Annotated in this window: 11 protein-coding genes; 5 read left to right on the top strand and 6 right to left on the bottom strand. The window is 56.4% G+C overall.

What is annotated here, in order from left to right:
- Positions 1 to 7: 7 nt before the first annotated feature.
- A complete protein-coding gene (locus RCA23_RS08540; RefSeq protein WP_044049958.1) occupies positions 8 to 457 on the top strand; it encodes an outer membrane protein assembly factor BamE domain-containing protein in 450 nt (149 codons plus the stop codon).
- Here the strand turns inward: RCA23_RS08540 and msrB are convergent.
- Positions 454 to 852: a peptide-methionine (R)-S-oxide reductase MsrB gene (msrB, locus tag RCA23_RS08535; protein ID WP_044049957.1), complete on the bottom strand. Its 399-nt coding sequence runs from the start codon at positions 850 to 852 to the stop codon at positions 454 to 456. The two genes, RCA23_RS08540 and msrB, sit on opposite strands and share 4 nt — an antisense overlap.
- Before the next feature lie 239 nt (positions 853 to 1,091).
- On the opposite strand from msrB, the gene RCA23_RS08530 reads away from it, so the two are divergent.
- Complete coding sequence (locus RCA23_RS08530; protein WP_081870934.1) at positions 1,092 to 1,700, top strand: GNAT family N-acyltransferase; 609 nt, start codon at positions 1,092 to 1,094, stop codon at positions 1,698 to 1,700.
- A gap of 31 nt (positions 1,701 to 1,731) precedes the next feature.
- Positions 1,732 to 3,546 carry an ABC-F family ATP-binding cassette domain-containing protein gene (locus tag RCA23_RS08525; protein ID WP_044049956.1) on the top strand — a complete coding sequence of 605 codons (1,815 nt, stop codon included), beginning with the start codon at positions 1,732 to 1,734 and terminating at the stop codon, positions 3,544 to 3,546.
- A 23-nt stretch (positions 3,547 to 3,569) separates the two neighbouring features.
- Here the strand turns inward: RCA23_RS08525 and RCA23_RS08520 are convergent, their stop codons facing one another.
- The gene (locus RCA23_RS08520) at positions 3,570 to 5,105 is read right to left on the bottom strand and encodes a trimethylamine methyltransferase family protein (protein WP_044049955.1); all 1,536 of its coding nucleotides are present in this window, start codon (positions 5,103 to 5,105) and stop codon (positions 3,570 to 3,572) included.
- Between the two features lie 201 nt (positions 5,106 to 5,306).
- Positions 5,307 to 6,494 (bottom strand): aminotransferase class I/II-fold pyridoxal phosphate-dependent enzyme, encoded by a 1,188-nt coding sequence (locus RCA23_RS08515; protein ID WP_044051420.1) that lies wholly within the window; start codon positions 6,492 to 6,494, stop codon positions 5,307 to 5,309.
- Between the two features lie 190 nt (positions 6,495 to 6,684).
- On the opposite strand from RCA23_RS08515, the gene cysS reads away from it, so the two are divergent.
- The gene (gene cysS / locus RCA23_RS08510; protein ID WP_044049954.1) at positions 6,685 to 8,049 is read left to right on the top strand and encodes a cysteine--tRNA ligase; all 1,365 of its coding nucleotides are present in this window, start codon (positions 6,685 to 6,687) and stop codon (positions 8,047 to 8,049) included.
- Positions 8,046 to 8,786, top strand: a complete 741-nt coding sequence (locus tag RCA23_RS08505; protein WP_044049953.1) for a squalene/phytoene synthase family protein — start codon at positions 8,046 to 8,048, stop codon at positions 8,784 to 8,786. The genes cysS and RCA23_RS08505 overlap by 4 nt, the downstream gene beginning before the upstream one ends.
- Before the next feature lie 8 nt (positions 8,787 to 8,794).
- Here RCA23_RS08505 and RCA23_RS08500 read toward each other — a convergent pair whose 3' ends face one another.
- Genes RCA23_RS08500 through cobA form a run of 3 tightly spaced genes read right to left on the bottom strand, consistent with a single transcriptional unit; the run spans position 8,795 to position 12,150 of the window.
- Positions 8,795 to 10,018: an MFS transporter gene (locus RCA23_RS08500; protein ID WP_044049952.1), complete on the bottom strand. Its 1,224-nt coding sequence runs from the start codon at positions 10,016 to 10,018 to the stop codon at positions 8,795 to 8,797.
- A gap of 18 nt (positions 10,019 to 10,036) precedes the next feature.
- Entirely contained in the window at positions 10,037 to 11,302 is a 1,266-nt protein-coding gene (locus tag RCA23_RS08495; protein ID WP_044049951.1) for a cobyrinic acid a,c-diamide synthase CobB, read from the bottom strand.
- Positions 11,299 to 12,150: a uroporphyrinogen-III C-methyltransferase gene (gene cobA / locus RCA23_RS08490; RefSeq protein WP_044049950.1), complete on the bottom strand. Its 852-nt coding sequence runs from the start codon at positions 12,148 to 12,150 to the stop codon at positions 11,299 to 11,301. The genes RCA23_RS08495 and cobA overlap by 4 nt, the downstream gene beginning before the upstream one ends.
- Positions 12,151 to 12,199 lie beyond the last annotated feature (49 nt).

Below are 12,199 nucleotides of genomic sequence, written 5' to 3'. Positions count from 1 at the left end.
GACACTCATGCTAAATAAAACAAAGACCACTGTGGTTGGGTTCTGTCTTTTCGCGGCCATATCTTGTACGCCGGTCTATCGCAACCATGGCTACACGCCGTCCGAAGCGCAGCTGGCGAATCTAGTGGTGGGCGTGGATACGCGCGCAACGGCAGAGGAAACTCTGGGCGTGCCCACGATTTCTGACACAGAAACAGGCCGGCTCTATTATATTTCAAGCCGCTGGCGGCATTATGGCATGAACCCGCCCGAGCCTATTTCCCGTGATATAGTGGCCGTCGCGTTGGATTCGGCCGAGGTTGTGACAAACGTCAGCCGTTACAGCCTTGAGGATGGCGAGATTGTGGCTCTGACGCGGCGCGTGACCGACGGCGGCACGGAAGAAATTTCCTTCCTGCAGCAATTGCTTGGTAACATCGGACGCTTCGATGCCAGCGACATTTTGAGCGAGCCTTAATCTGCTGCATCCCTGTGGAACGTGAGCGCAACGCCGTTCATACAATACCTCAAGCCAGTCGGCGCCGGCCCATCGGGAAAGACATGGCCCAAATGCGCAGAGCAGGTTGCGCAATGCACCTCTGTGCGTGTGGAGAACCACGAATTATCAATGCTTTCGCCAATTGGAGCACCCGCCATGGGTTGGGTAAAGGAGGGCCATCCCGTACCGCTGTCAAATTTATCATCTTGTGAAAACAAGGTTGCGCCGCAGCAAACGCAGGCATAATATCCCGCCTCTTTTGGAAAGTTGTCGTGGCTGAAAGCCCGCTCTGTGCCATGCTTGCGCGTGACCTTATAGGCCAGTGGAGACAGCATTTCCTGCCACTCGCGATCCGTTTTTTCGATATCAGCCATAGAACCTCCAAACAGTTTTGCCCCATGATACGCATTTATCGGTAGTGCACCAGCCGATTGCGCAATATAATACTGTCATTATTTACAAATGGATAGTCATGGATCATGGGGCGCCCAGAGCTTCAATTCCAAAATTTCACCCGCGGTGGTCTTAAGGTCGAGCTGTGCCAAACGGCTCGGAGCCTTGGGCAGCTGTGGCAATTCCGCAATGCGATTTTTAGCAGGGGGATGACCGTGATATTTGGGATGAGACTTACTTAAATTTTTGCATTAAAAACATTGATAAAAATGAAATTTTAGGTTGCTTTCGGCTTGGAATTTTTCCAAGCGGCACAGCCGCAGTGCACGGATATTCAGCGCAGTTTTTCGATCTGTCACCGCTGCGCGTATTTGACAGGCCCGTGCTGGAATTGGGGCGTTTTGCCATTGATCCACAGAGGGGGAATTCGGATATTTTTCGCCTGGCCTGGGGCGTTGTCACGCAGCTGGTCGATCAAAACAATGTGTCATTTCTCTTTGGGTGCAGCTCATTTGCAGGCACGCAGCCCCAAACACACAGCGCGGGTTTTCGCTATCTTTGTCGTAACGACCATATTGCACCGCACAGCTGGCGCCCTGTCTTTCATGGCGGTTATCGATTGGCGCAGGCATTGGAGGATCACAAGGACGGTGGTGCGCCCAATTTGCCGCCGCTTTTGCAGGCCTATTTGGGACTTGGTGGAAAAGTGAGCGATCACGCGGTCATTGACCCGGATTTGGGGACCACATTGCTCTTTACTGGTTTGAATGTGGCACAAGTTCCACAAAAAAGAGCGCAGCGTTTGCGCGCAATCTTCGCCGCGCATTGACGCCGCGGCCGTGAGCGCCTAGCTGCTGCCTATGGCACGTGCACCTTTGATCCAACTTTCCGATATATCGCTGACCTTTGGCGGTCACCCGATCTTTTCCGATCTCGGCTTCGTCGTTCAGACGGGCGATCGTCTCTCGTTGGTGGGACGAAATGGATCAGGTAAATCTACTTTGATGAAGGTCATGGCCGGGTTGGTTGAGGCCGATACTGGACATCGGGTGATCCCGCCCGGCGTCAGCGTCGGCTATATGGAGCAGGACCCCGATTTGTCACAGTTTGAGACGCTGGGAGATTTTGCCCTTTCGGCGCTTGATGTCTCTGAGCATTATAAGGTTGAGATTGCCGCGGAAGGGTTGAAGTTCGATCCAGATCGTCCGGTGAAAACCGCCTCCGGCGGTGAGCTGCGGCGGGCGGCTTTGGCCAAGCTCATGGCGGAAGATCCCGAGTTGATGCTTCTGGACGAGCCGACCAACCATCTTGATATTGAAGCAATTTCCTGGTTAGAAACCACTTTGCGCGAAAGCCGAAATAGTTTTGTTGTGATCTCCCACGACCGGGCCTTTTTAACCGCTCTAACCCGCGCGACCCTGTGGATCGACCGGGGCGCGGTGCGCCGCCTTGAGCAAGGGTTTGGAAGTTTTGAAGCCTGGCGCGACAAAACCTGGGAAGAAGAAGATCAACAAAGGCACAAGCTCAATCGCAAGATCAAAGCGGAGGCCCGTTGGGCGGTGGAGGGCATCTCTGCCCGGCGTAAACGCAACCAAGGGCGCGTGCGGGCCTTGGGCGAGCTGCGGGCCGAGCGGGCGGCGCAAATCAACCGGCAATCCACGGCCGCTATGGCGTTTGATTCGGGTCAAAAATCTGGGGCAAAGGTGATTGAGGCCAAAAACCTGGATCTGGCCTTTGGTGAATTGGAGATTTTGAAAGATTTTTCACTGACGGTTCAGCGCAAAGATCGCGTGGCGCTCGTTGGCCCGAATGGGGTTGGCAAGACCACTTTGATCAAAACGCTTTTGGGGGAACAGGCCCCTGACCGGGGCAGCGTGAAGCTGGGCACAAACCTGCAAATTGCGGTATTTGACCAAGGTCGTACCAAGCTGGATCCTGATCTCAGCCTTTGGGAAGCGCTGACCAGCGATCCGACCATGGCGGTCTCAGGCCGGTCCGATCAAATTATGGTGCGGGGCACTCCGAAACATGTGGTCGGCTATCTTAAAGATTTTCTATTTGCCGAAGAGCAAATGCGCGCGCCAGTTCGGGCGCTGTCAGGGGGAGAAAAAGCGCGGCTCTTGCTGGCCCGCCTGATGGCACAGGAAAGTAACTTATTGATTCTCGATGAGCCGACTAATGATCTTGACATTGAAACTCTAGATCTGCTGCAAGATGTTCTGGGCGATTATGACGGCACGGTCTTGCTGGTCAGCCATGACCGTGATTTTCTCGACCGCGTCGCCACCACAACCATCGCGTTAGAGCCCGGTGGCAAGGCCACTGTCTATGCAGGCGGCTGGAGCGATTATCAGGCACAAAAACCCAGCGCCGCGGGCCGCAAAACGGCCAAACACGCGGCGAAACAAAGCACGATAAAGACTAAGATGGAGACGGCGGAGGTGAAAACGGCCCTGTCTTTTACAGAAAAACATCGTTTGGAGGCTTTGCCAGCTGAAATTGCCCACATTGAAGCTGAGATTGGTAAATTAGAAGAGTTCCTAGGTCAGCCAAATCTCTTTACCGAGCAGCCGGTAAAATTCAACAAAGCCACCGCGCTTTTGCTCGAGCGGCAGGAGGCTTTGGCGGCAGCTGAAGCGCAGTGGCTTGAGCTGGAGGAAAAAGCGGGCGGATAAATAAACCGCCCGCAAGAGACCGTTTAATTCAGATGAATTTTGAAGCGCTGGCGAATCTGCGCGTCCACCTCCTGCGGCAGTGCGGCCGGTGTTGGAGCCGCAATCAAAGCCTCTTTTCGCGCCACCGCCTGTTCGATGAGGTCCGGCCGATCTTTCTCCTGCCATTCTTTGGGGGAACTGCGATCTGCCAAAACCGGGTAGATATACTCAGTTTGCATCAAGGATAGGGTTTGATCAGAGCCCAGATAATGACCCGGCCCGCCCAAACAGGTCGCGCGCATGGTCTCGAGACCCACCGTGTCTTCACTGACCTCAATGCCGCGCACGCAGCGCATCGCCTGTCCCAGCAAATCATCGCCTAAGATAAGGGATTCATGGCAAAATCCTAGAAGGGAGGCATGCATACCTGCCGCTTCATAGACCATATTCAATCCGGTCAGTCCGGCCATGACATTTGACATGGCCTGCTCCCATCCCGCTTGCATATCGGGCAGTTTGGCATCGGCAATGCCGGCCGCCGCGCCGCCGGGCAGGCCATAGTAATGGTGCATTTGCGCACAGCCGGCCGTGAGCAGGGCCTGCTCGCCAGATCCGCCGGACATAGCCCCCGTGCGCAGATCCGAGACAAAGGGCCAGGTTCCAAATATGGCCGGATGACCGGGTTTGATCGCATTGACATAGACCAGCCCCGCCAAACATTCGGCAACCGCTTGCACAATCGCGCCGGCGATTGGCGCCGGGGCGGTGGCGCCTGCTTGCCCGGCACTGAGCAGCAAAATAGGCATGCCGCCTGCAATACATTTCTCCATAACCTGGCAGCTTTCGGTCGCGAATTTCATCGGTGGCACGACGAAGCAATTGGAATTGGACACAAAGGGGCGCTCGCGCCATTTGTCCTCACCGCCAGCAATCATATGCAGCATTTCAAAGGCATCATCGACAAAATCAGGCTCTGTAAAGGAGGTGCCAATGTGTTTTTCCGTACCGGTGGCGCAGGCGTATATCGTGTTGAGGTCCATCTCTCGATTGTCGAGAATATCGCGGCAGACCATGGGTCTTTGCACGAAATGGATATTGTCCAAATGTTCCACAATTCGCGCGGCATTGTGCAAATCGCGGACGGTGGATTCGCGGTAGCTGCGGGTTTGTACGTCGACCATATGCACCGCAGCCCCTGCGGTGCCGTAATGGACCTTCTTTTCGCTAAGGTGCAGATCATGTTTCGGATTGCGCGCGCTAAGCGTGATCTCGCGATTGGCTTTGGCCAGCATATCTTCGATCAAGGCACGGGGGTAGCGCAAGCGGCCATCCTCCCCAAGAATAGCGCCGGCGCCGACCATAATATCAATGCCCGACTGCGGCGCATCGGCCAGACCAATCTCTTCAAGGGCGGTGAGTGCCGCCTCATTGATGCGCTCCATATCCAATTGCGTGAGTGGTTTATAAGTGCCGCCTTGCATGCCGGGGCGGACGGGACGCATCGCATCGGAGAGGGGCGCAGCTCTGGCCGCTTTACGCGCAGCCCGGCCACCAGCGCGGCGGTTTTGGGTATCTGTCATGGGGAAATCCTAAGAGTGGTGTTGAGAGTAACTAAGCAGGCCCGTTTAGAGCCCTGGCCGCCCGCGCGCCGCACGTCCTCGGCTCGCCCCAATCGTGCGCACCGTAAGGGTGAAGACCCAGCTCACTGTCTTAAATCTCGAAATCATGCTTTAGAGTGAAAAACTCCAAACCGACAATCTTTTCCATTTGCGACTTATGGTTCAAAAACGTCTTTTGTTTTCGCAAATTTCAGCGGCAAAGGACAATAAAACCGCGAGTGCTTCGGAAAATTGATCATCGGCAACGGTCATGGCCACGCGGATGTGACCGGCGGCGGCTTGTCCAAAGCTCTCGCCGGGCATGACGGCAATTTGATGTGCATCGAGCAAAGCATGGGCGAAGGCCTCACCGCTCAGCCCGGTGGCACGCATGTCCAGCATCAGATACATCGCCCCCGAGCAAGGCACAGCGCGCACAAGATTTTGCTGCGTGAGCAGATCAAGCGCGATGCGCCGTCGCCGCCGAAAGGGCGCGGCCACCTCATCCTCTAACTCTTGGCCCTGGGAGAGTGCAAATTCTGCCGCATCTTGAATGAAGCCCGGCACCCCATAGGTGGTGTGGGTGGCGAAATTGGTCAGATACTCGATCACAGGCACCGGCCCACAGATCCAGCCAATCCGGCTTCCGGTCATGGCGTGGCTCTTTGACATCGAACCAATCACCAAAGTGCGCTCTTGCATGTCAGGCAGACTTCGCGGGCTTATATGTTTGCCCTGCCAGACTTGGGTGTCGTAAACCTCGTCAGAGATGAGCCAAAGATCATGGGTGATACAGGTTTTTGCGATGGCCTGCCAAGTGGCGCGGTCATAAACCACCCCGGTTGGATTGTTGGGTGAATTGACCAGCAAAGACCGCGCGCCCTTGGCTGCGGCCTCAAGATAGGTCGCGCGCGGTTGGAAATCATGCGCCGGATCGCAGGGGATTGCACGATCCACGGCGCCAGTTCCGCGGAGCGTACCGGGGTAGGTGGCATAATAGGGATCGCAATAGAGCGCGACATCACCGGGGTTCAGCACAGCCATATGGGCGGCAAAAAGTGCCGATTGCCCGCCGGGCGTGATCAAAATATTGTCCTCAGTTGTGCGAACGCCGCTCTGCGCCTCAATGCGGCGGGCCACGGCCGCGCGTAGACCCTCGGTGCCCGGCACAGCAGCATAGCCCGTGTGACCGCCCCTTGCGGACCGGCCCATTGCGGCCAAAATATCCATATGGGTGCGAATGTCATGCTCCCCGATGGTCAATTCAATGATCGGATGGCCTTGTTTTTTCAAAGCGCGCGCCTTGTAAAAAACATCCCAGCCATCGGATCCATCGCCGGTTAGGGCGGTCATGCGGTGTGCGAGTTCCATCCCGAGACTTGGCCTGAAGCCGATAGATTCGTCAAATTGGTTTTGAGCAATTGAAACACGGGGTTCACGGCGATATAGAGGCCCCATGATTTGGCGTTGTTGAAATAATATGACTGCCGCGGCGACGCGCGCCTTTTTGGGTGGCCCGCCACTTTCTTTCCGTGCCTTCCGTAACTTTAGGACATGCCCGATGATGCAAATCAAGCTGCACAATAGCAAAACCCGCCGCAAAGAGCCTTTGATGCCCCTAGATCCGAAGAATATACGCATGTATGTCTGCGGGCCAACGGTCTATGATCGCGCACATTTGGGCAACGCCCGTGCGGTTGTCGTGTTTGACAGCCTGTTTCGCTTGCTGCGTGAGGTTTATGGCGCCGAGCATGTCACCTATGCGCGCAATTTCACCGATATTGACGATAAAATAAACGCAAAATCGGCCGAAACAGGGCGTGATATAGGGCAGATCACTGAAGAAACCATTGGTTGGTATTTGGCAGATATGGGCGCCTTGGCGGCGCTTGAGCCCACGGCAATGCCGCGCGCCACCGATTATATTGCGCAGATGATTTCTATGTCAGAAGATCTTATTGCCAAAGGACATGCCTATGCGGCCGAGGGGCATGTGCTGTTTGATGTGAACAGCTGCCCCGATTATGGCGCGCTATCGGGCCGGAGTGTGGATGACATGATTGCGGGTGCACGGGTCGAAGTGGCCCCCTATAAGCGCGACCCTATGGATTTTGTCCTGTGGAAACCCTCTGATGCGCAAACGCCGGGCTGGCCAAGCCCCTGGGGACGTGGACGCCCGGGCTGGCATATCGAATGCTCGGCGATGTCTTATGAGCTTTTTGGCCATAGTTTTGATATTCATGGCGGCGGCAATGATCTGCTGTTTCCACATCATGAGAATGAGATCGCGCAAAGCTGCTGTGCGCATCCCGAGGGCAGTTTTGCACAGATCTGGATGCACAACGAAATGTTGCAGGTCGAGGGTAAGAAAATGTCCAAATCCTTGGACAATTTCTTCACCGTGCGCGATTTGCTGGACCGGGATATTCCGGGCGAGGTGATCCGCTTTGTTCTTCTGTCGACTCATTATGGCAAGCCAATGGATTGGACGGAAAAGAAGGCGCAGGAGGCGGCGAGCACGTTGCACAAATGGCATGAGCTGGTGCAAGGGGTCGAGCCTGCCGTTTTGGATGACACTGTTCTTGCCCATGTGGCCAATGATTTGAACACACCGGGGGCTTTGGCAAGGCTGCATGAATTGGCCAAAGCTGGTGATGCTGCGGCGCTTTTGGCGGCAGGTCAATTTTTGGGCCTGTTGGGCGCAGATGAGACTTGGTGGCGTCCCAAGGAGGCCCGTGGCGATGCGGCCCTGCGGGTGGAGGCGCTGATCGAAGCGCGCAGGCAAGCCAAGGCGGCACGCAATTTTGCTGCGGCGGACGCAATACGCGCGCAGCTCAGCGCTGCGGGTGTTGAGGTTGTCGATAAGCCCGGCGGCCTGTCAGAGGCGGTGATCACCGATGCCTTAAACCCGGATTTGCTCGGATGAGCCTACAGGCTTGCGCCAACCTGGTCGCGCGTGCGGATCCCGAGCGTTTCGCGGCAACTATGGCGGCGCCGCTTGCCGCGCGTGCGGTGCTTTTGCCGATTTATGCCGCCTCTGTAGAGGTGGCGCGGGCCCCATGGATGACGCAAGAGCCGATGATTGCAGAAATGCGCCTGCAATGGTGGCGTGATGTGTTTGAAGAGATAGAGACCGGCACGCCGCGCAAACATGAGGTGGTCGAGGCTTTGGCGCCCATCTTGGGGCCCAAGGGGGCCGAGGCTTTAGATGCGATGGTTTTGGCACGCCGTTGGGACATCTATAAAGAAGGGTTTACCACAGGGGAGGAACTTTTGTCCCATGTGCAAACGATCACCCTGGGGCCCATGCTTGCGGCACTTGAAGCCCTAGATCATCTGCCCAAAGATCTTTCTGCCCTGAAAGCCCATGCAACGCAGCTGGGGCTGGCGCGGTTTCTACGCGGAGTTCCCGCATTGATCGCGCGCAAAACACCGGTTTGGGCGGAAGATCAAAAGCTTCATATTTACCGAGATCTTTGTATCCAGGCGCTGGATATGACCGGGGATGTGATCCGCTCACCGGCGCTCATCGAAACGGCCCATTGCCGCCGGGTATTGCGGTTCGTTGTGAAACATCCCGGCGCCGTGGAAATCGGCGCGATTCCACAGTTTCGCATTGGCGCAACCCTTGCGCGGGGCTGGCTGGCTTGGCGTTGTGGCTAAATTCCACCCTAGGCCGCGCGTTTGTTTGTCATGATGAGCCAAAGCAAGGCTGTTCCGGCCAGCAATAGAAACGGCACCATTGCGTAATTGACCGCGGCCCATCCCTGCACCACAGAGCCACCGCTGCAATTCATCAACCCACCCGAAGCGATCGAGGCGATGGTGACGCAGCCAAAGACAATGGCGTCATTCATCCCTTGTACCCAGCCTCTTTCATGCGGGGCATGGGCGCGGGTCAGCAGCGTGGTGGCGCCAATGAAGCCGAAATTCCAGCCAACGCCGAGTAAAATGAGCGCGGCATAGAAATTCCCAAGCTCCATACCGCTCAGGGCCACAAGCCCAGCAGAGCCAAGAATCAGCAGGCCAATGCCCATGATTTTTTCCACGCCAAACCGGTTGATGAGATGGCCGGTAAAGAAAGATGGTAGGAACATGGCGATCACATGGGCCGAGACAATATCATTGGCGTTGTTCTTGGTTAAACCACAGCCAACAACCGCAAGAGGCGTTGAGGTCATGACCAAATTCATCAAAGAATAGGCCACCATGCCGCAGGCAATGGCGACCAAAATCGATGGGTCACGCAAGAGCTGCATACGGCTGCGCGGCGCGAGGGTTGCGGGCGCGCTTGGCTCGTTGGCGGTGCCTTTGGGCAGGCGCAGCAGCAAAAATAAGAACATGCCCACCAGGTTCAGCGCGATGATGGCCATGTAACTGCCGAGAAATGGAACCACAGAAGCATCCTGCACCAATTTATTAAGCTGCGGCCCGAATATGGCTGAGATCAAACCGCCAGCCATCACAAAGGAAATGGCTTTAGGGCGGAAACTGTCCGAGGCAGTGTCGGTTGCGGCAAATCGGTAAAACCCCTGCGCGGACATATAAATGCCCGATATATAGGAGCCAAGAAGGAATATCGCAAAGGACGCAACATAGAGCCCATAGGCCGAGACCGCAGCCCCCAAGGCCCCGGCAATAGCGCCGATAAAAAACCCGGTTTTTCGGCCGTATTTCTGCATCAAGGGCGACAACCAGGGGGCCGTGGTCATCGACCCAAAGACGATCAAAGAAATCGGCAAGGTGGCGAAACAAGGATTGCCTGTTAACATACCGCCCGCCAATCCGCCCACGACAAACATCATTGGCATCTGTCCGCCTAAAATAGCTTGCGCTGCGACGAGAACCGTCACATTGCGTTTGGCCAGACGGTCGTCGGGGAGGGCTTGTGTCATGATAGGATCCTTTGGGCGTTAATGCCCTGCAATGATATGGGCGAAGGAACCGCAAGTGCGCCCGATGTGCAACCCCATTTCGCCCAAATCTGCGTGATCTGCATCTTGCGCTGCGAAGAGTGCGGGGCCCGCAGCTTTTAACGTGCTGGCGTAGTGAAACTCATGGGCCATCAACGGCGCGCTGAAATGCGGGCTCAAGGGTGTCAATTGCCGATAACCCAGATGCAATTTGCGCTGTTGAAAACTGGTTTCTAGCGGCAAAAGCCCAAGCATTTCATGCCGCCGCCCCTGTGCATCGACCAAGCCATTGCCAAGGACCATATAGCCGCCACATTCGCCATAAATGGGCGTGCCAAGCGACGCATGATGCGCAAGAGAGGCTTTGAACTGTGCGGCCGCGGCCAATTGTCCGGCGTGGAGTTCCGGATAGCCGCCGGGCAGGAAAATATACTGCGCAGCTTTGGGCGCTGGCTCATCGGCCAGTGGCGAGAAGAAAGACAGCTGCGCCCCGGCGTCTCGCCAGCCTTTCATTTGATGCGTATAGCGAAACGCAAAAGCGCGGTCCGCGGCAATGGCGATATGCTGTGCCGGTGGCCCGGGCAGGGTGGTTTGGGCCGCCAGGGTCGGTCCGCTGAGCTCTCTAAGCGCCGCGAAATCTAAGCTGGGGTGCAGCGCTGTGGCAATGTGATCGATCCAAGGTTCCAACTGATCAATTTCATCGGCTTGAACCAAGCCTAAATGACGTTCGGGCAGGGCAAAGGCCTCGGATCGCATCAAATGTCCGAATATTTTGATATTTCGCCCGTTCAAAGCCTGCGTCAGCATGTCGAGGTGGCGCGCGCTGCCGACACGATTGAGAAACACACCGGCCAATGTGACCTGTGGATCATAATCTCTGAAGCCTGTTACCAGCGCGGCGATGGAATGGGCCGTTTTGGCGGCATCCACCACCAAGATGACCGGGATATCTAAAATCTTCGCCAAATCCGCAGCGGAGCCTCTCCCGGCCTTGCCGGCGCCATCAAACAACCCCATAGCCGCCTCAACCACCAAGCCGCTCGACCCGGCCAGGGTGCCGATTAGATCTGCGGGCATGGCCCAGGCGTCTAGGTTCACCGAAGGGGTGCCAGCGGCGACGGAATGAAAACCCGGATCTATATAATCAGGGCCTGATTTCGCCGGTTGAAACTCTATCTTTGCGCGCTGCAAAAGCCGCATAAGGGCGAGCGTGACGGTGGTTTTGCCGGCGCCCGAACTTGGCGCGGCAATCATAAAGCGGCTCATGCGCTTTCCGCAGGGCGTCCACGATCCAAAGGATCCAGATTGCGCGGTGCGGCGCCGGCCTCGAGAGATTGCCAATCCAACACCTGCCGCATGAGCACGGAGCGTCCGATACAGATGATCGCGGGCGGCTCAACGCCAGCGGCCTTGGCATCATCTACGGCTGTGCCGAGCGTGCTTTCGACGACATTTTGGTGCTCTAAGGTGGCGGAGGTGACAAAGGCCACAGGTTCAGACGGGCTGCGGCCAGCCTCCATCAATCTTTGAGTGATCTGAGCGATATGTTTCATGCCCATATAGATCACGATGACTTGGCTGCCCTGCGCGATGGCGCTCCAGTCGAGGGATCCGGGCGTGTCGCCGGTTTGATCATGGCCGGTCACAAATGTGACCGATTGGTTGACGTCTCGGTGTGTCACGGGAATTCCCGCATAGGCCAGCCCGCCGATACCGGCTGAAATGCCTGGAATAATACGAATGGGCACCCCATGCTGCACCAAGGTTTGTGCTTCCTCGCCGCCACGACCAAAGACGAAGGGATCGCCCCCCTTGAGTCGCAGCACGCGTTTTCCCGCGCGGGCCAGCTCCACCAAATGCAACGAGATATCGCGCTGTTTGGCCGAAGGCTTGCCGCCCCGTTTGCCGGCATAGATCAACTCGGCATCGCCCGCCCAAGATAAAATATCTTCACCAACCAAAGCATCATAGACGACAACATCAGCTTGGCGCAAAGCGTTGAGCCCATGCAGGGTGAGAAGGCCGGGATCGCCAGGTCCTGCACCGCATAGCCATACCCAGCCTGCGCGCAGCTCGGGCCATGCCTTTTGGGGAAGGGGAAGTGAATCGCTCATAGCTCTCTTTATGGCGAAAATTCATCGGAGGGAATAGAGTGCAAGCGAC

Source organism: Planktomarina temperata RCA23, assembly GCF_000738435.1.
Classification (GTDB): Bacteria; Pseudomonadota; Alphaproteobacteria; order Rhodobacterales; family Rhodobacteraceae; genus Planktomarina; species Planktomarina temperata.
This window is presented reverse-complemented; position numbering and strand designations above follow the sequence as displayed.

Coding starts and splice junctions, on each gene's coding strand:
- RCA23_RS08515 (WP_044051420.1), bottom strand. CDS start 6,494: ATGGAACTCGCACACCGCATGACCGCCCTAACCGGCGATGGATCCGAT.
- msrB (WP_044049957.1), bottom strand. CDS start 852: ATGGCTGATATCGAAAAAACGGATCGCGAGTGGCAGGAAATGCTGTCT.
- cysS (WP_044049954.1), top strand. CDS start 6,685: ATGATGCAAATCAAGCTGCACAATAGCAAAACCCGCCGCAAAGAGCCT.
- RCA23_RS08520 (WP_044049955.1), bottom strand. CDS start 5,105: ATGACAGATACCCAAAACCGCCGCGCTGGTGGCCGGGCTGCGCGTAAA.
- RCA23_RS08500 (WP_044049952.1), bottom strand. CDS start 10,018: ATGACACAAGCCCTCCCCGACGACCGTCTGGCCAAACGCAATGTGACG.
- cobA (WP_044049950.1), bottom strand. CDS start 12,150: ATGAGCGATTCACTTCCCCTTCCCCAAAAGGCATGGCCCGAGCTGCGC.
- RCA23_RS08540 (WP_044049958.1), top strand. CDS start 8: ATGCTAAATAAAACAAAGACCACTGTGGTTGGGTTCTGTCTTTTCGCG.
- RCA23_RS08525 (WP_044049956.1), top strand. CDS start 1,732: ATGGCACGTGCACCTTTGATCCAACTTTCCGATATATCGCTGACCTTT.
- RCA23_RS08495 (WP_044049951.1), bottom strand. CDS start 11,302: ATGAGCCGCTTTATGATTGCCGCGCCAAGTTCGGGCGCCGGCAAAACC.
- RCA23_RS08505 (WP_044049953.1), top strand. CDS start 8,046: ATGAGCCTACAGGCTTGCGCCAACCTGGTCGCGCGTGCGGATCCCGAG.